This is a genomic window from Bradyrhizobium sp. AC87j1 (genome assembly GCF_002936975.1).
Taxonomy (GTDB): domain Bacteria; phylum Pseudomonadota; class Alphaproteobacteria; order Rhizobiales; family Xanthobacteraceae; genus Bradyrhizobium; species Bradyrhizobium shewense.
Genome location: NZ_PTFE01000051.1, coordinates 12,824 through 31,247 on the forward strand (window position 1 = coordinate 12,824; position 18,424 = coordinate 31,247).

Annotated in this window: 17 protein-coding genes; 11 read left to right on the plus strand and 6 right to left on the minus strand. The window is 59.3% G+C overall.

Annotated features, from left to right (window positions below; all coding sequences use genetic code 11):
* The first annotated feature begins 281 nt into the window (after positions 1–281).
* The gene (locus tag CV770_RS41725) at positions 282–461 is read left to right on the plus strand and encodes a hypothetical protein (protein ID WP_146101338.1); all 180 of its coding nucleotides are present in this window, start codon (positions 282–284) and stop codon (positions 459–461) included.
* A 154-nt stretch (positions 462–615) separates the two neighbouring features.
* Here the strand turns inward: CV770_RS41725 and CV770_RS43440 are convergent, their stop codons facing one another.
* Entirely contained in the window at positions 616–825 is a 210-nt protein-coding gene (locus tag CV770_RS43440; RefSeq protein WP_104464150.1) for a hypothetical protein, read from the minus strand.
* 562 nt (positions 826–1,387) lie between these two features.
* Here CV770_RS43440 and CV770_RS24085 point away from each other — a divergent pair.
* The 3 genes from CV770_RS24085 to CV770_RS24095 all read left to right on the plus strand — a co-directional run bounded on the left by CV770_RS24085 (position 1,388) and on the right by CV770_RS24095 (position 4,078).
* Positions 1,388–2,023: a hypothetical protein gene (locus tag CV770_RS24085; RefSeq protein ID WP_104464113.1), complete on the plus strand. Its 636-nt coding sequence runs from the start codon at positions 1,388–1,390 to the stop codon at positions 2,021–2,023.
* A gap of 271 nt (positions 2,024–2,294) precedes the next feature.
* Positions 2,295–3,656, plus strand: coding sequence for a DNA modification methylase (locus CV770_RS24090; RefSeq protein ID WP_104464114.1), 1,362 nt, complete (start codon positions 2,295–2,297; stop codon positions 3,654–3,656).
* On the plus strand, positions 3,653–4,078 hold the full coding sequence (locus tag CV770_RS24095; RefSeq protein ID WP_104464115.1) for a DUF5681 domain-containing protein: 426 nt from the start codon (positions 3,653–3,655) through the stop codon (positions 4,076–4,078). Before CV770_RS24090 ends, CV770_RS24095 begins: the two co-directional genes overlap by 4 nt.
* A gap of 80 nt (positions 4,079–4,158) precedes the next feature.
* On the opposite strand, the gene CV770_RS24100 is transcribed toward CV770_RS24095, so the two are convergent.
* Positions 4,159–5,088 carry a hypothetical protein gene (locus tag CV770_RS24100; protein WP_104464116.1) on the minus strand — a complete coding sequence of 310 codons (930 nt, stop codon included), beginning with the start codon at positions 5,086–5,088 and terminating at the stop codon, positions 4,159–4,161.
* A gap of 114 nt (positions 5,089–5,202) precedes the next feature.
* Here CV770_RS24100 and CV770_RS24105 point away from each other — a divergent pair, with 114 nt between their 5' ends.
* Positions 5,203–5,469: a helix-turn-helix domain-containing protein gene (locus tag CV770_RS24105; protein ID WP_104464117.1), complete on the plus strand. Its 267-nt coding sequence runs from the start codon at positions 5,203–5,205 to the stop codon at positions 5,467–5,469.
* A 92-nt stretch (positions 5,470–5,561) separates the two neighbouring features.
* On the opposite strand, the gene CV770_RS24110 is transcribed toward CV770_RS24105, so the two are convergent.
* A complete protein-coding gene (locus tag CV770_RS24110) occupies positions 5,562–5,957 on the minus strand; it encodes a hypothetical protein (RefSeq protein WP_104464118.1) in 396 nt (131 codons plus the stop codon).
* A gap of 249 nt (positions 5,958–6,206) precedes the next feature.
* Here CV770_RS24110 and CV770_RS24115 point away from each other — a divergent pair, with 249 nt between their 5' ends.
* The 4 genes from CV770_RS24115 (at position 6,207) to gmd (ending at position 11,159) form a co-directional block, all read left to right on the plus strand.
* Positions 6,207–7,058 carry a YqaJ viral recombinase family nuclease gene (locus CV770_RS24115; protein WP_502693610.1) on the plus strand — a complete coding sequence of 284 codons (852 nt, stop codon included), beginning with the start codon at positions 6,207–6,209 and terminating at the stop codon, positions 7,056–7,058.
* Complete coding sequence (locus CV770_RS24120; protein ID WP_104464120.1) at positions 7,042–8,184, plus strand: ERF family protein; 1,143 nt, start codon at positions 7,042–7,044, stop codon at positions 8,182–8,184. The genes CV770_RS24115 and CV770_RS24120 overlap by 17 nt, the downstream gene beginning before the upstream one ends.
* A complete protein-coding gene (locus tag CV770_RS24125; RefSeq protein ID WP_104464121.1) occupies positions 8,181–8,756 on the plus strand; it encodes a hypothetical protein in 576 nt (191 codons plus the stop codon). Before CV770_RS24120 ends, CV770_RS24125 begins: the two co-directional genes overlap by 4 nt.
* 1,311 nt (positions 8,757–10,067) lie before the next feature.
* Positions 10,068–11,159: a GDP-mannose 4,6-dehydratase gene (gmd, locus tag CV770_RS24135; protein WP_104464123.1), complete on the plus strand. Its 1,092-nt coding sequence runs from the start codon at positions 10,068–10,070 to the stop codon at positions 11,157–11,159.
* 105 nt (positions 11,160–11,264) lie between these two features.
* On the opposite strand, the gene CV770_RS24140 is transcribed toward gmd, so the two are convergent.
* The 3 genes from CV770_RS24140 to CV770_RS24155 form a co-directional block, all read right to left on the minus strand.
* Complete coding sequence (locus tag CV770_RS24140; RefSeq protein ID WP_104464124.1) at positions 11,265–12,572, minus strand: WcaI family glycosyltransferase; 1,308 nt, start codon at positions 12,570–12,572, stop codon at positions 11,265–11,267.
* 59 nt (positions 12,573–12,631) lie between these two features.
* Positions 12,632–13,606, minus strand: coding sequence for a GDP-L-fucose synthase family protein (locus CV770_RS24145; RefSeq protein ID WP_104464125.1), 975 nt, complete (start codon positions 13,604–13,606; stop codon positions 12,632–12,634).
* A gap of 757 nt (positions 13,607–14,363) precedes the next feature.
* The gene (locus CV770_RS24155; protein ID WP_245453848.1) at positions 14,364–15,392 is read right to left on the minus strand and encodes an ABC transporter substrate-binding protein; all 1,029 of its coding nucleotides are present in this window, start codon (positions 15,390–15,392) and stop codon (positions 14,364–14,366) included.
* Between the two features lie 354 nt (positions 15,393–15,746).
* Between CV770_RS24155 and CV770_RS24160 the strand changes: the two genes are divergently transcribed.
* Together CV770_RS24160 and CV770_RS24165 are read left to right on the plus strand one after the other, a co-directional pair.
* Entirely contained in the window at positions 15,747–17,114 is a 1,368-nt protein-coding gene (locus CV770_RS24160) for an undecaprenyl-phosphate glucose phosphotransferase (protein ID WP_104464126.1), read from the plus strand.
* Positions 17,115–17,149: 35 nt separating this feature from the next.
* Positions 17,150–18,355 carry a polysaccharide pyruvyl transferase family protein gene (locus CV770_RS24165; protein WP_104464127.1) on the plus strand — a complete coding sequence of 402 codons (1,206 nt, stop codon included), beginning with the start codon at positions 17,150–17,152 and terminating at the stop codon, positions 18,353–18,355.
* The last annotated feature ends 69 nt before the right edge of the window (positions 18,356–18,424 follow it).

Below are 18,424 nucleotides of genomic sequence, written 5' to 3' on the forward strand. Positions count from 1 at the left end.
TAGTTTGAAGCCAAAGGATGGGCGATAATTGACATAGATCAACAGCAGCGACGCCGCACTACGCATGTGCCCAGTAGCGACTTCCTCTGAGGGTCACACGCGGCGGTCAGGAAGCCCTAGCCCGCGTCCGCTCTGCCTCCCAAAACCGACATTGCGAATGCCTCGGCCCGGTTGGGCTAATCGTGTCGAGCTAGTCGCGTTCTCGGCACGTTCGGGGTTACCTTATCTGCCGACATGCCGAGCTGAACCGCGATCTTCGCCTCAGGGCTAGGAGCATAAGCATGACTTCGTCATTCGATCACTTCGTCGGCGCGAGCGAGGATAGCGACCTCGAACGCAGGAAGCTTTCGGCAATGAGCCGCCGGCGTTACTGCGCGGCGGAGATTGCCGCGGCCCTTCGCCGGCATGTCGGCTCAGTCAAGCGGATGGCGCGAGAAATGGGGTTACTTCTGAAAAAATGACGATCAGACGAATTTCATCGATCTATTGCAAGACAGAACGCCTGTCCGCGTTCGACCGATGCCGGGCCTTAGGTGCGGCATCTTACCGAGCATCGCATTACTCTCATTCGGTGTAGGAGCGGCGGCGCTCGGCTTCGACCGATTCGTTTGAGGCCTAACAACGGCGCGCCCGCTCGATCTGTGCTTCGGTGGCGCCGCGACTTCGGGCATAAATCTCGGCCACGGGCGCCGAGTACTTCGCGACATAGTATCTGACGTCCGTACAAGATACGCGTCCGGTGGGGCTGTGATTGCGCGCTGCGAACGCTTCGGAGCTCAGAGAGATCAGCAAGACGGTAGCAGCGCCGAGAGCACGCACAATCATTCTGGTCATTCCCCGCATCTGAAGACTTCACCGCAGCAGGCCTGAATCGCGTCGAGTGCGCAAATGAACAATCACGCGTTGGCGCAAAGTACTGCGACACTGTTGCTTTCATGCGTCGACTTCGCCGATAGGGCTGAGTTTCGGCTCCTGCGGCGGAAAGCAATGCTCGAGCGCATGTCTAACCGGCATCCCATCAGCCGCCTCGACGAGCTCCTACCTTGGAACTCGCGACCATCGACCGCTGTCAACTGGCATCACGTCAAAAATGGAGCTCCAGCAGCGAAAAGGCACTGGCCTTGGAGGTGCGGATCGCTGCAAACTGATGGACACGGGACATCCGCCAGCATTGAAAACCGACCAGGCCTCGACCTAACGATCGAAATGAGAGATGGAGCTCTGTCGCCAGCGGACGAGGTTGCGCCACGTGCAATCACCTGCACGGCGAGCGTCGCCGCAAGCACCTCAAGCGGGCTTACGCCTCCCCGAACAGTACCGCGAGCGGGCCCACCATGATGTCCAGACCCTCTGGACAGCCCGGTTTGTAACCTGATATCATGCTCCAATGACTGCCTACAAGCGCAACCAGGTCGAGGACGCCATTGTGGCTGGGCTCGGCGCCGATGACGCCAAGTCAGAGGCGAACCTGGTGACGCGCCTAAAACGCCTATTGGATACCGACCGTGCGTTGGACGTACGTCCGCAATCGAACCGCGCCGAACTAGCTAACTACGCTTTTGTTACTGGCGATGCTCCGGGTAAGGGCGGCGAGATCCAGTTTTCGGAATATGAGAGCTTTGCCTTGCTGATCGGCTTGCAAATGCTCAATCACAGATGGCCACAGAAGTTTGTCGTCGAATCGTTGCGGCGCATCAGGCCGGCGCTGGAACGCCAGCACAAAAAGATCATGAGGCTCGATCGCGCCAAGTTGTTCGATCCGGATCAGATCCGGCTGCAAGCCAAACCTGGGAGTCCAGCTTTGGCCACGAACTCACCGGTAATTTTACTGATTTGGTCGGATCAACGGACCGCGGAAGACCCCGCCCCGAACGTCGAGATTTTCGAGGACCCGAGCGCGGCGTTCAAGCGTGGGATTGAAAAGCCGGGCCGTTCCATGACCTGGCTCGAACTCACGCGATCAGCCCACGCGTTGTCAGAACAGCTCGCCAAAACGCGACCGCGCAAGCGAGGACGCAGCTGAACCTGCCGAATAGAAAGGAGAAGGACCATGCACTCACGTCTAATTGAACCCCATATCAACGCTTCAAAACAAAGTTGGCGCCACTGGTACATCGGCTGGCGTAGCCACCGCGGCCATGGACGCGCGCATACGGGACGAGCGGACTGAATGAGCCGAAGGAAAAGTACGATGCACGCACGTCCAATTGAAACCTATATCGACGCTTCTAACAAGCTCGCACGCGACCCAACATCCGCGCTGCGGCGCCAAGGTCAACCCAAAGGAGTAGATTATGACGACATCATCCAAACACAACGAGGTCTTCACAGAAGTGGGACCGGTCGAGCGGCTTGCCATCGATGCAATTTCGCTGCCGCGGCGATTGGTCCGCAAACACACCGATCGCCACAAGAAACAATACGCGAAATGCATCGAGGCCTTAGGCTTGATCAGCCCTGTTATCATCGATTCTGCGGGCGTGATCGTCGCCGGTTTGATCTGGTACCTTGGCGCGCTGCAGCTTGGCTTACGCCACCTCTCGGTCATCCGGGTCACGCATCTCACTCCAGAACAACTCGAACTCCACCGGATTGCTGAGCAGCGGCTCGGCGAGCTAGCGCCTTGGGACGATCGCGCTGTTGCGGAAACCTTCAAGGAGCTCTCTCAGCTCGACCTCGGGTTCAGTCTCGAGGTCACCGGCTTCTCCCAGGGAGAGATCGATTTTCGAATCGAGAACCTCGAATCTCTGCAGGTTGAGCCGTCTCCTGACCCAGCCGACATCGTTCCTGCGGCTCTCCCGACCACGGTTTCGGCTGTCAACGATCTCTGGCAAGCCGGACCACATCGGATATTGTGCCAAAGCGCGCTTCATGCCGATTCATTTTCCGCCCTCATGGCCGGCGAACGCGCCCGCGCCGTGATCACCGATCCGCCATTCAACCTCCCTATTCAAGGGCACGTCTCAGGCAAAGGACGCATTCGCCACCCCGAGTTTGCGATGGCGTCCGGCGAAATGTCCAACGAGGAGTTTACCGCATTCCTGCACGGCTACCTTGGCCGCTCAACCGAGCACCTCTCCCAGGGATCCCTCCTCTACATCTTCATGGATTGGCGTCATTCCGCCGAGATTCTTGCTGCCGCTACGCAATTTGGACTCGAGCTCAAGAACATATGCGCATGGGTCAAATCAAACGCTGGCATGGGATCACTCTATCGCAGCCAGCACGAATTGGTCTTTGTCTTTAAGCACGGCAAGGTGCCCCATCGCAACAACGTCGAGCTTGGCCGACACGGTCGCTTCAGAACCAACGTATGGCAATATCCAGGATGCAATAGCTTCGAACGGAGGGGCGAAGAAGGTAACCTGCTTGCCTTACACCCCACTGTGAAGCCGGTTCAGTTGCTCGCCGATGCAATCCTCGACTGCACAGAACGCAATGACATTGTTTTGGACAACTTCCTGGGCAGCGGCTCGACGTTGCTGGCAGCCGAAAGGGTCGGCCGGCGCCTCTATGCGACCGAGCTAGAGCCGCTTTACGTTGACGTCGCGATAAGGCGCTGGCAGCGCCACACCGGCCAAAGCGCTGTCCACGTCCAAACCGGGCGCTTGTTCGACGAAATTGCCGCAGATCAGCAACGGGGGTGCGCGGAATGACCAAGCGCAACTCCGAAAACTATTCAGTTGGTTACGGAAAACCTCCCAAAGAGCGACGCTTCAAGCCCGGCCAGTCCGGCAATCCACGCGGTAGGCCGAAAAAATGTCTCTCTTTGATTGAACTTTTTGCGCGCGAGTTGAAGCGGAAGCGAACCATTGTCGAAGATGGACAACGATTGCGCATCCAGACAGACGAGGTATTGGTGAAGCGAGTAGTCGATCTCGCGGTCAAGGGCAATGAGAAAGTCTTGAGGATGACAATGAAACTGACCGAGCAAATTCGCGAAATCGAAAGTGCAAAGATCGAACGCGATTATGACGCGAGGTCGATAGAGGAGATAAGGGCCGACTTCAATCGGATGCGGGCCATCACGCTGGCCGACCTCACCCGCGCCAAGGGGATTGACGATTCTTTCCCGTAGCCCGGAGAAGATCCAGTTGCGATGTTGTGCGACCCAGCGTGCAGCCTCGCGCTGAGTCGTCTCTGATCGATCGCGGTTGGCTAGGTGAGTCTCTCCATCACCCAATCGTGCAGCCCGAGCCGCATGATGGTCGAACCTAACTCGCGACCGGTCCAGACGTGAATGTCAGAGCGGTCGTCGGGGGCGCTCAGCGCCCCCTTTGGCGAATGACAAATGAAGAAGAACCGGTCGAACTGCTCGGTGGCGTCCATCCGGCGGATATAGGCATCCAAGGTCTTTTGGCTGGCGGCAGACTTGACCTGAACTGCTGCCCGCTCGTTGATCACCGCATGCTCCAGCTCGAGGTCGACCAGCTTCTTGGTGCCGCCGAGCACGGAGATCCGGTTCCAGCCACTGCGCGCAAAGATGATGTCAACAAGGGTTTCGAAATCGGCCCAGTGCAGCAGCTGCAGGGCCTCGATCGTCACCTCGAGCAGCGCGGTTCGGGCTTGGCTCGCCTTTGCGACGATCGGCTCTTCGATGCCATTGATCCGCCGTAGCAGGTAGTCCTGCGCTTTGACGGCGCAGATCGTCCGACGATAGCTTGCGACCTTGGTTAGCTTGGTGCTCAGCGAATTTATTTTGAGCGGGGTCCCATTGATGTCGGTGTTGCGCCACCCGGCGATGGCCTTCCTGAAGCGTTCGCCTGCACGCGTTGGTTCAGGTTTGACCCAGGTGACCTCTCGCTCCGCAAACGTCCACCACAAATGATCGCGCGCGATTGTGATCCAAAGACACCTTTCGTCCAATTCGTAGAAGTCGGCGACTTCCTGCGCGTCGCGCCCCGCCGCTTGTGGCGATCGGCCCAGCGCAATCAGATGCGCGATGATCTTCGCCCGGTTGCCGTCAACGGCAAGTTCATGGCTGACCGAACCATAGCCGAAGTGCAGCTCAGCGCGGTCCAGGCTGTTCTCCCAGCGGCCGCCGGCGCCGAGCTTGATGTACCGAACCGTTGTCGCTGAAACCTTCATCAGGTGCCCCGTAGCTGCCGCCACTGATAGCTCGGGCCGCCAAATTTATCCAGTTTTGGGATAATCCATCTTCGGGATCAAATTGACCGCCGCCGATTCCCTGGCCCGGCGGTCATGCAGAAGTCCCTAAGATCCGCGCAACATGCCCGCCTGATCGAACTTCTTGTCGCAGCGCGACAGCAGGCCGGCATCCGCCAGCATGCATTGGCCAAGAAGCTCGGCCGGCCGCAATCGTTCATCGCCAAATGCGAAGGCGGCGAACGGCGGATCGACGTCGTGGAATTTGTCGCCATCGCCCAGGCGCTGGGCGTTGATCCGTTAAAGTTGTTTCGCGACTTTCTGTCGGCTCGTGGTTCGGCGCCGAAGCAGCCCAGGCGCTAAGCCCATCACCTTCGGTACGCAGTGGAGGAGCTTTGCCGCAGCACCACAGGGCCATTCGACCGAAAGTGCAGAACGAAGCCAAGTGACCAGGCTCAACCTCGTTCGAGGCTGAGCAAGCGAAGCGCCCGCCTCTGCTGCACCAAAGCAGCCCGGTCGTAGCGCTCCAGGCCTTGAAGGCCTTTCAGATCTGCCGCCAACGGGCCGGTCAAAAGCGCGCCTAACATCGCCTGCCGCAGGCTGCGGATCCTCAGCAGCGCCAGCTTGGAGCGTGCCAGCGCCGTCGCCGCATCGGGCGTGATCGGATGCCGGAGCCCCGAAGCAATCGCGACGGCAAGATTCTCCACCTCGGCAGGATCGCTGATAATGCTCCGCGCCAGCCCATGGCGCAGCGCATTGCGGCTGGACCTCGTCTTTCCGGCCGCCGTTTTCGGCCCCGTGCTGCGCTTCGCATTGCCGCGATTGGCTTTGATTTGTCGAATGGACGCCATGTCCGAGGCCCTCGGCCGATGCTGATCGTGGCGGCCGAAAGCTCGCTCCAACGCATTGAGAGATCAAGGGTTTTCAGACCCATAGAACAACGATTTTGCTGCAGAAAGGACTGGCATTCCCGCGCAAAAGGAGCGTTAATCATTAAACCGGCCGGCGGGCCCTTGGTCCCGGTCTCTCCCCTCGCAGTGGCGGGGCTTTTGGTGGTGCGGCGGCAAGCCGCGTCAACCCAGGAGAGACCGGTGAGCACGATTGCATCCGACGGCGCCGCGGCGCCCCACTCCGTCATCACATTCAACCGCCACGACCGCCGCGCCTTCATCGGCGGCTCGGACGCCCGCATCATCATGGGCCAGGACCAGGACGAGCTCCTGCGCCTGTGGCGGGAAAAACGCGGCGAGATCGCGCCGCAAGATTTGTCGCGCAACCTGATCGTCCAGCTTGGCAGTGCCACCGAAGACCTCAACCGCAGCTGGTACCAGCGCGCCACCGGGCATGCGATCACCGACATCCAGAAGCGGGTGCGGCACCCCGTCCATTCCTGGATGGCAGCTACCCTGGACGGCATCGTCGCGCCGACCGGCGCGGTGTTCGAGGCCAAGTTCATGCTGCCCTGGGCCTTTACTGAAGAGGCGGCGGCCGACAAGCACATGGCGCAGCTGCAGCACAACATGTGGGTGGTGGCGGCGCGCTCGGCCGTGCTCTCGATCATCACCGGCGGCGGCAAATGGGTCGAGATCACCGTGCATGCCGACCCGCTCTATCAGCACCTGCTGCTGACCGCGGAAAAGAAATTCTGGCGCTGCGTGCAGAGCGGCGAGCCGCCGCTATTGTTTGGGATCGAGACCCCACGGCCGCGGCTTGCCGCCGTCAAGGTCGTCGACATGACCGCCTCCAATCTCTGGGCAGAATGCGCGGCGACCTATCTGCGCACCCGAGAGGCCCATGCCGAGCATGAGCTGGCCAAGACCGAGCTCAAGAAGCTGCTGCCGGAGGATGCCAAGGAGGCGTTTGGCCACGGCGTTCGCGCCAAGCGCTCAAAGGCCGGCGCCGTCAGCTTTGATCCGGTCGAGATGGAGGCCGTCCATGCACCAGGCCAGTGAGCATATCGGCGCGATCGCAGCAGCCTTGGCCCGCGCGCAAGCCGAACTGACCAATCCGGAAAAGACTCTGACGGCTCAGATCCGCTCGCCATTCCTGCGCGATGACGACCGCACCTTTCGCTACGCCTCGCTGGCGAGCGGCCTCGACATCGTGCGCAAGACGCTGAGCCAGCAGGAGATCGCCGCCATCCAGACCACCCGGGTCGAACAGACCACCGGCCACATCCATCTCACCACCCTGCTCGCCCATTCCTCGGGCGAGTGGATCTCCTCGGACTGGCCGGTCTGCGCCGCACGGGACATCGAGGCGCCGCATCGCATGGGTGCGGCACTCACCTACGCGCGACGCTACGCCCTGTTCGCGCTGGTCGGGATTGCCGGCGAGGATGATCTGGACGCCCCGGTTACGGCCGCCGGTTCCCCTGCACCACCTAACCTCAAGGCCTCGCCCGGCAAGGGCGCTCTCAACCGTGCCCCGGTGCTGCGGCCGGGCGAGTCCGCCGCACTCCGGGAGCAGCTGTTGCGCCAGCTCGAAGCGCTGCCTGCCAGCACCGATCTGCTCAGCTGGGCCATGGCGAGCCTCCCGCTCAAGAACAGCCTGCAGGAGCCGGATGCCCGGCACGTCGAGGCAGCTTATCAGGCCAAGCTTGAGGACGCTGGCCGTGCTCAGGCCGAGCAGACGCCCGACTTGAACGGCACGCCAAGCCTGCCCGCAGCACCTGCTGCTGACGCCGAGGCCGCGCTGCAGCCAACGCTACCTGAGGCCGGGCTCGCCTATCCCAAGGAGCCGCCCCGCAAACGCAGCAAGACGCACCTGTCGTTTGTTAGGGGGCAGCCCTGCCTGGTGTGCCGGCAAACCCCGTGCGATGCCCATCATCTGAAATTCGCTCAAGCCCGGGCGCTCGGCCGCAAGGTCAGCGATGAGTTCACTGTCCCCCTGTGCCGCGAGCATCACCAGGAGCTGCATCAGCATGGCAATGAACGGGCGTGGTGGGCCAACCTGCAGATCGCGCCGCTGCCGGTGGCGCAGGAGCTGTGGACGGCGAGCCCCGTCCACGATCCCGCCAACGTCGCCGTCGGCGCCGCGTCGCTTGCGGCAAACCTGGATTCGGAGGCCGCCGGATGAACGGTCTGTTCCAAACCGCGCGCGAGCTTACCGCCACGGCGCTGCCGGTCGAGTTTGAGTCCTTGGCGCCGCCGCCCCTGCTGCTGCCGGGCGAACAGCTCGAACACTACCAGGCACTCCAGCAGGCGATCTTTGCCGACCTCGCGCCGCGGTCCGCCATCGAGTGGCTGCTCGCCATCGACGTCGCCGAGCTGTCCTGGGACATCCAGCGCTACCGCATGCTGCGGCATAAATTGCTTGAGACCTATCGCCAAAAGGCGGTTGAGGCGGCGCTGCGGCGCATCGACATGGTCGGAATTGATCCCGAGTTCGAAGCGGAGGCCGAAACCTATACGCTACAAAATGCCCTGAGCTGGCGGTGTGATCCCGTCGCGGCGTCCGAGATCGAGGCGCGGCTTGCGACCTATGGCTTCGACCAACGCGGCATCACCACCGAAGTCTACGTTCAGGCGCGCGAGGTCCTGGTCTTGTTCGAGGGGCTGCTCAACGCAGCACAAACCAAGCGCATGCTGCTCCTTCGCGAGATCAGGAATCAGCGCTTCCTCAATGGACCGCTGCGCAGGCCGCGTTGAGAGCTTTGGTCATGGAGCTCGTGCCCCCTATTCAGACTTACGCTCAAGGACAATTTCAGTCGGATCGCACTTTGAACGGCGCCGAACCCGTGTGAGAACCGGATTCTTCGCAATGCCTCATGTCCGGAATTGGCCCGTGGCCGCCCTTCGCTCACAGGACTGCGATGTTAGCTTTCGGAATTGAGCCGAACAGCGCAATTCGAACTAGAAGGGCAGCCTTTCACCGGTCCGTCAATTCGTCTTCATGCAACCATAAGAAGCGTCAGCCAGCTTCCGCACACGTATATTTTTCCAGCGCTGGCGTCCCAAGATCGAAAATCACCGCGCAATGGCCCGGAAGACCGACGAAGCAATCAAACGTTAAGGCATTCACCGCGTCCCTGAGCGAGATATTCCCGCCGCAACTGCCATGGGACGACGCAGTCGCCAGGGCGAGTAGGTCTGGGTGAGTATGTCTAGGTAAAGGTGCTCCGGCAGTATCTCTAGCTTGAGCAATGAATTGCAACTGGGGGGAAGACAACGTTATAGGCCCGTGTAATAGATGTTAGCTTCACTTCCTCATCCGACTGTCGCTTCATCGGCCCAGCCGGCTGCGCAAATTGTCACGCTCCTCGCGCAGTTCTCGGAGCCGTTGAGCATTGTTCGATTGTGTCTCCTGCCACTCGATGCGATCCTCTGCAGTCCACAAGTAAGACTCGCGATTGAACCGATCTTTCTCTTCTTGATCAAACTGTATGTACATTCTTATGTCGCGTTCAACTTGATCCAGTTGCTCTGGGAGAGTTCTTGGCATTAGCCTTCCTTCGGCTCTGCCTCCAGCCCGCCCTGATCTTCGACGATTCGGCGCGCCGATCAATGGGCAATGTCCCTCCCGGCTGATACGATCATCTTGTCTAAAATTGCTCTGGCCGATTTTCCCGCCTCGGCACGAAATGCCGCATGACAGCGTGCGCATGGTTTACTCGGGTCCCTCAGATTGTGCGGACAATCTGAAATCCCGAAGCCAGTGGCACAACCCCCGCGCGCGGGATCTAATTCGAATCCAAAGCGGACATGTACACCGTCTGGCCAGACTGCTGGTAAACTATCAGGCCAAGCCTGAAAGCTGTCATCATATCCAATCCTGCTCTTTCTCTGCGTCTTGGGCTGAACACGGTGGGAGTTTCCACTGAGACCTCGCACACACGTCTGTCGGAGGTCTTTTGCCCGCTGCAGGAAAATGCCGTTAATCTAAGCTTGATTTTGGTTCTGTTTCACCCTCCCTAACCAAGTCAATTTCGTGTAACCACAAATCTCCATTTTGGGATCGTTATGACAAAGAAACGAGCACTTATTACCGGCGTCACCGGCCAGGACGGTGCCTATTTGGCCGAACTTCTTCTGCAGAAGGGATACGAGGTCCACGGCATCAAGCGCAGGACTTCCCTCTTCAATACGGACCGAATTGATCATCTTTATTTGGATCCGCACGAGCCCGATCCGCCCTTCCGGCTTCATTACGGCGATCTGACGGATTCCTCCAGCCTCATTCGGATCGTCGGCCAAGTGCAGCCAGACGAAATCTACAATCTCGCAGCCCAGAGCCACGTTGCCGTTTCATTCGAGGAACCGGAATACACGGCGAATTCCGATGCCCTCGGCACTTTGCGCATCCTCGAGGCAATGCGCATTACCGGTTTGGAGAGGAAGGCGCGCTTCTATCAAGCGTCAACATCCGAACTGTATGGTTTGGTCCAGGAGATCCCGCAAAAGGAGACCACGCCTTTCTATCCGCGCTCACCGTACGCGGTCGCCAAGCTTTATGCCTACTGGATCACGGTCAACTACCGCGAAGCTTACGACATGTATGCCTGCAACGGGATCCTTTTTAACCACGAATCTCCCGTCCGCGGTGAGACCTTCGTCACTCGGAAGATCACGCGAGCTTTGGCACGGATCCATCTGGGCCTGCAGGAACGGCTGTATCTCGGCAACCTCGACGCCCTGCGCGATTGGGGACACGCGCGTGACTATGTCGAAATGCAATGGCTGATGCTGCAGCAGGATAAGCCGGAGGATTTCGTGATTGCTACCGGCGTGCAGCATTCTGTCCGAGATTTCGTCAATGTCGCTGCCAACGAGGTCGGCATGACAGTTCGCTGGGAAGGAAGTGGCGTCGAAGAAAAAGGATATGACGTCAAGACGGGCAAGTGCGTCGTTTCCGTCGATCCCCGCTATTTCCGCCCCACCGAGGTCGCGACGCTTCTTGGTGATCCATCAAAGGCCAAGCAGAAACTCGGCTGGGAGCCCAAGACGTCGTTCGAAAGCCTGGTTCGAGAAATGATGAAGGAAGATCTCGAAGCCGCAAAGCGCGACGAACTCATCAAGCAGCACGGGTTTAGATATTATCCGCGACACGAGTAGTTCTTGTAGATCGGTCAGTAAGGCGACCACGCCAAGCAAATGAGCACCCATCGCGGCGCTCATTTCTTTGGACGACATCACTGCATCCAACTGCGGTCGAATGCCTCAGGGCGACCGAACGGCATCCTCCACCGGAATCCCAATATCGTTGGCCGCGCCGGTCAGGCCGACATTCGTCTGCCCTGTCGCATTGCCCTGCCCTGTCATAGCCTCCGACCACCGACGTGCGATCGTGCGTCGGTCCCAACGATCAAGGGCTCGCTTTCTTCCTTCTTCGCCGTAGCGCTCGCGGAGAGCCGGCGCTTCACTAAGCTGGCAAATTGCAAGCTCAAGAGCCGATGAATCTCCCGGTGGAATCACAAGACCCGCATTCGTGACTTCCGCCGCGAGGCCGGTGCCTTCCTCAGCCATTGCAATGACCGGCCGGGCAGATGCGAAGATCGCGCCGAGTTTCGAGGGCAACACCAGATCGGCGGCCTCGGCCTTCTGCGGAATCAGATGGAAATCGGCCGTGGCCATCAACTGATTGAAGCTGTCATTGGGCTGAAGCCCTAGAAAGTGGATATTGCGATGTCCGGCAGCAAGCCGCTTGAGCCTCATTTTATCAGGCCCCTCGCCAGCAAGGATGAAGTGAATATGCGGATGACTTTTCTCTAAGCCAATCGCAGCCTCGATCACGAGTTCAAGGCCTTGCTTGTTGGACATCGTTCCAGAATAGAGTGCAACGATATCGTCCTCGCCAAAGTTTAGCTCCTGCCGGTATTTGGTCGCGCGAGAGTCCGGACAGATCGCGGTGGTGTCGATCCAGTTTCTCACTTCGGCGGTTCTGTCGGGCCTCAGACCCTTGATCCTCAACCGTTCTACCATCGCTTGAGAGATGGTTGAAACGTTGTCAAACGATTTGAGGATCGCCGCTTCTACTCGAAGCATCCACTTTCGCAGAGACGGATTTCGCAGCAAACCAAGATCGAACGCCGCATCCACCTCGAAATCCTGCACGTGAAGCCATGATTTGGCGCCGACGCGGCGAGCGACGAAAGAGACGAAGGCAGCCGACATTAGTGATGGGGCGACGGCGATCATGACGTCGGGCCGCCAGGATAGCGCCTCAAAAAGAACCGGCGCCGCGCTGGTGAGCGCGAACGAAGCGTGATGGACCAACCGTTTTGCGCCCGAGGGATGTCTGGGCACATAAATCGGTGTCCGTGTTACTCGAACGCCGTTGATATCTCTCGATCTGAAGTACGACGATTTGAACGCGGGGGGGATCTTCCAGGCCGGATAATAGGGAGGCGCCGTAATCACTCTGACTTCATGACCTTCGGCTACCAAACTGTCGCAGAGCTCGGCATTGTATTTCGCCACACCGATCAGATCGGGGGCATAATTGATGCCGACCAAGAGAATGCGCATAAAGCCCGCCCCAATTCAAACTTCAGAATAAAAAAGGTCTTGCAATCTAAGTAGTCTACTCAGCGCGTCGCGCCGACTTCCAGATGACGTCCGTGGCCTTGGAGATAATCTGCGTAGGCCGCTGCGAGGCCGGCCCGCAGAGCAACCTTCGGCTGCCAACCAAGCCCTCGGATTCTCGAGCTATCCAGCAACTTGCGTGGTGTTCCGTCAGGCTTGGAAGTATCGAATGCGAGCTTGCCTCCATAGCCTACGACGTCCGCGACTGCTGTCGCGAATTCGGCAATAGACAATTCGTCGCCACTGCCAACATTGATCGGCAGGTCACTCGAATAGTTCTTCAGAAGGAAAACGCAGGCATCTGCAAAATCCTCGACGTTGAGAAATTCGCGGAGCGGCGTGCCCGTGCCCCACACAGTGACGGTCGGGGCCTTGGCAAGCTTGGCTTCGTGGAAGCGCCGTATTAGGGCCGCCGGAACGTGGCTATGATCGGGATGATAATTGTCGCCGCGGCCGTAGAGATTGGTCGGCATGACCGAGATGAAATCATCGCCATATTGCCGACGAAAGGCCTGGCACATCTTGAGGCCGGCGATCTTCGCGATTGCATACCACTCGTTGGTCGGCTCCAGCGGACCGGTCAACAATTCGCTTTCGGCCATCGGCTGCTTGGCGTGCTTGGGATAGATGCAGGACGAGCCGAGGAATAGCAGGCGTTGCACGCCGATCGCGTGACTCGCGCGAATGACGTTCAGCTCCACTGCAAGGTTGTCGCAGAGAAAGTCGACCGGAAAATTATTGTTGGCTGCGATACCACCGACCTTTGCCGCCGCGTGGACCACGACCTCGGGACGATTCGCCTCGAGCCATTTCAGCGTGGGCTCTTCCTTGGTGAGATCAAGCTCACGCCGATCGGCGACCAGCACGGTGCAATTCTCTGACGCAAGCCTTCGGACGACAGCCGATCCGACCATGCCGCGGTGACCCGCGACAAAGACACGTTTGCCCGTGAGATCGTAGGTTGAAACCCCTGTCATCGTATCCTCTACCGGCATTGGATAGGCCGGCTCGTCACTTCCGTGAGATCCGGCTGCCGCCGCACTACGCAATCACGCTGCCGATGCAGCCCCGCCAAACTGGTAACACAATCTTCACCATGCAACAGCCTATCCCGGCCCGACAAAGATATTCATGATGAACCCGTGCTGCGCGCACAAAAGAGCAGCACGCGGCGAAACAAAAATGAGCAAGGCAGCCGCATGAGCTGTGCGGCTGCCTTGTAAATCTTCTAAAAAGCGGCGCTCGCCGCTTAGGTCAGCCGAAGCTCAGTATGCCCGACGCAGGACAGGGCCGACGGGCGCGCAAACACGGTCCATATACCAGCCATAGGGCGTCTCGACCCGCACCAAGGGGCAATGGCGCGCCGGCACATATCTATATGGGTAAGGCTGCGCCCAGAACGTGACAGGCGTCGCCTGGCTTGCACCCGTCAGGAGGGCCGCCGGCACCGGCATTTGCATCGCCGCGCTTGCTCCGCTCGCCGCACAGAAGGAAACGGTGGCGGCCAAAAGGCCTGCTCGCATCAAGGTCTTAAACATCCCAAACAGCTCCTCGCTTCCGCGAATTCGGTCCATTCCCCGCGCCCCCAACAGGAGGCCGCAACCCGAGAACCACCGCGAACCAGCCTAAATAGTAAAGCCTAGATTACCAAGGCTAGGGCCAAAAAGGCAACCGACGCCGGAGCTTGGGGAGGCCCTTTGTAGCGATATGGCGCGCAACTGTGGCTTCTTGGTCCTATTTTTTCTCGCTCCAGGCGCCCGGGGCAGCAAGGTCGGGTGAACGTCGGTACACATCTCGAAGGAACTGATAGTTGACGGTCTGGGCCAGCGGCACGTCCTCTTCGCCCAGTTTGGCGAAGAGGAGAATGTCCCGAAGCGTCCGCCAACGGCTTTCGTCGTAATCGCCGATGCGCCCCCCTGTCGGCAACACGAGCGGACGTAGCTGCTGCAGTTCGAATTTCAGCCGCTCTGAATTCGGCTTGGCCGGTCCGGCGCCGGCCAGAACGGGCACGCTCCGTGCATAGTCCGCGTAGGTGAATTGCCATCCTCGAATGAGGCCCTGAAGGACATCGGCAATCATGGATGGCTGTTCATGGACGAGAGCGTTACTCGCGAAGTAGACCAAGCCAGGAACATGGATGCCGTAGTCTTGCGGTTTGATGACATTCAGCTTCGTGAACGTCGAACTGGAGGGATCCGGTTGCTCGTCGATGGCGGCGATGATCGCATCCACCTCACCGGCCCGCAGAGCCTCGAAGCTGTCGCGGTCAGGCACCTTGGTGATCTGGCTGCGGGGAAGCCCGAGCTGCGCCATCATGGCGTCGAAAACGACGTCGCCCTCACTCGCCCTACGGTATCCGACCCGCTTTCCGACCAGGTCGGCCGGACGCCGCAATCCCGAGCTTTCGAGCGTGAAAATCGCGACGGAGGTATCGAGGAAGCTTGCAGCAAATGCAGTCACGGGGACGCCGCCCCAGCTCGCAAGCAGGAACTTCTGGCCGCTCGTCACGCCGATGGCATGTTGGCGTGCAATCGTCTGGACGAAGTCAGGGTCGGGCTGGGGCGCCACCTCAATGCGGGAGGAGAAATAACCCTGCTGAGATGCAGCAAGTTCGCCCGCAAACCGCGCGCTATACTGACCATCCAGCGAGAGCTTGACCACCGCGGTACGAGAGGCAGCCGGCTCACGCAGGGGAGCCACGTCGGGTCGCAGAATCAAAAGAACAGTGCCAACCAGCGCCACGGCGGCGAGGCCAATGGCCAAGTATCGATTGCGTCTCAACTGGGTTCGCCGCCGGGACTGGGTACGAGGCAACGAGATCTTCCTAACAAGTTGTGAAATTTAACATATCAGTCGAGGCGAGATGGGCTACAATGCAGCTTGTGGGGTAAGGTTAATTTTTTCTTCGCCTTGTTTTAACAGCGATTTCGACCGATAGCACGGCTAGTTCGGGTAAATGAATTTTGCATCAATGGGTTTGTCAGGATGACAATTCTTTCCACTCGACCGGTGCCCGTCCCTGATTCTGCGACGGAAATTCGCGTGATAGAGCAATCTGCGTCGACAGCTGGAGGGTTTACACCGAGCTGGCTGCGACCTGTAGCTGTCGAGCGGCTGATGGCTGTGGTCGATGCGGCGCTAATCGTGGCCAGCGGGATCGGCTGCGCGGTCGGCTATCTGTTGGCAAGCGTGGGCGTGGTCGGCAAGGCAGATGTCTATGCGGCGGCGAGCGTTCTGGTTGCAATAAATTTCATCCTGCTAACGATCGTGCAGCAGGGCTACCGCCTTAAAATTATCACCGACCTGCCACGCACATTCCGGATGACACTGACGACGTGGACCGGGCTGTTCGGCGCCCTGCTCGCGATCGCCTTCACGATGAAGGTCAGCGAAGAGTTCTCCCGCGGCGCTACGATCTCGTTCTATCTGGTCGGCCTCGCAGTTCTCCTGACCTGGAAGTCCGCAGCCGCGCGCTGGACCGCGCATGGCTTACGCACCGGCGCCTTCGCCAACGGCCGCGCGATCATGATCGCCGAGTTCGGCCTTGCCACCTCGTCCAACGCGGTCGACGACCTCGGCCAGCACGGCTACCGCCTGATGCGGGTCATGGAGATTCCCGCCAAGGAGCTCGCCTCGCCGCTGCTGCTCTCCTCGCAGGCGGCGCGCTTCGAGGAGCTGATCACTTATGCGCGCGAGAACCGGATCGAGCACGTCTTCCTCTTGATGAACTGGAGCCGGCAGCACGCGATCGACAGCATTCTGGACGCGCTGAAGATCCTCCCCGTCCCGGTGCATCTGGTGCCGGACGCCAACACGGCGCGCTTCCTGCGCTATCCGCTGGTCGGCACAGGCAATACCTTCACCGCCGAGCTGCGCCGCGCTCCGCTGACCTTTCGCGAACGTGCGCTCAAGCGGGCGCTGGATCTCGTCGGGGCGAGCTTTGCGCTGCTGGTGTTCGCGCCCGTGATGCTGGTGACCGCGCTCCTGATCAAGCTGACCTCGAAGGGTCCGGTGTTCTTCCGTCAGACCCGCCACGGCTTTGGCGGGCGCGCGTTCAAGATCTTCAAATTCCGCACCATGCGCGTGCTGGAGGACGGCCCGACCATCGTCCAGGCGCAGAAGAACGACCCGCGCGTCACGAGAATCGGCAAATGGCTGCGCAAGACCTCGATCGACGAGCTGCCGCAGCTTCTCAACGTGCTCAAGGGCGACATGTCGCTGGTCGGCCCCCGCCCGCACGCGGCCGCCCACAACACCGAATATGAGCAGATCATCGGCAACTACGCCTTCCGCCACCACGTCAAGCCCGGCATCACCGGCTGGGCCCAGGTTAATGGTTACCGCGGAGAAACCCGCACGCTCGACATGATGCAGAAGCGCGTGGAGTATGATCTGTGGTACATCAACAACTGGAACTTGTGGCTGGATGTCTCAATTGCGATCCGCACATTGCTAATCGGATTTGGGCAGCGCTCAGCATATTAGCGCAACGCCGCGGCAAGATAGGGACGAGCAGGCACTTGGAGCAGATTGACACGCACACAACGCACCTATCCGTGCGACCGAAGCCGCACATTGGCATCCTCACCTTTCACTTCAGCGACAACTACGGGGCGCTGATGCAGGCCTACGGGCTGAGGGAATGGCTTCTGCGATCAGGGGTCTCAGCGGAGTTCATCAACTATCATCCTACGCATGTCGAGCAAGGCGGAGCATTCGTCCTCGGAGCAGACCTCAGGACCTTCAAAGCAAATGCAAAGATTGCCTTCCTCAAGTTATCAGCGTTCCGCCGCTTTCTTTTTGGCAACAAGAGGCAGAGCCTTTTATTTGAAGAGTTCAGAAGAAACATGCTGGGTGTGAAGGGGATCCCTCTACGCACACAGATAGACGTCGAACGCTTCCTAAGTTCGGCGGAAGGACGCTTCGACCTGATAATTTGCGGAAGCGACCAAATTTGGAGTCCATCCGCGCAGCGCGGACTGGACCCCACCTATTTTGCCTATTTCCCCTCCCTAACTAAAGCGACAAGACGCATATCCTACGCAGCAAGCTTTGGTCGAGATCTAGCCGGAGACCCGGCAGAACCGCAATTTCTAAAGTACCTTGGCGCTCTTGATGCGATCTCAGTTCGAGAAAAGAGTGGGGAGGACTTCGTGGCCAAGATCCTGGGCTGCAAACCTAATCGTGCCCCCGATCCCACAATACTCTTGGCCGACTTCAGTCCGTTGTATGCAAATATTCCGGTCTCAGTCGAGAGTTACGTCTTCTGCTATGCCCTGCGCACTGGTAATAAAATCCGGAGCGCGGCCACCATCGTCAGTAACGAACTCGATTGCAGCATTAAATCTCCGTTCAATGCGCATCGTCGGTGGCGGGAGATCGGCAGCACGGTCTATTCGTCGCCTTCCGAGTGGCTCGCTGCCATGCGCGACGCGAAGTTCGTCGTGACCAACTCATTCCATGGCGCAGTCTTCAGCGTACTCCTAAGAAAGCCCTTCATTGTGGTTAGACTGCCCGGCACCAAATCGCCTTCCAACGATCGAGCGATTAATCTGCTACACGAGCTTGGATTGGAATCAAGGCTTGTCTCCGGCGATGATCCTGCGGCGATAAAGAAGTTGATTAACGAACCGGTCGACTGGGAAGGATGCGCCGGCAAGCTTCTCGAATTGAAGCGGGTCGGTGAAGACTATCTGCGGCACCAGATCTGCGCGACAGTAAAATGACGAGTTGGGAGCGATACAAGTATCGCGATACAATGGCTCGTGGCCTCAAGCTACGCAGGCTGGTGTGGA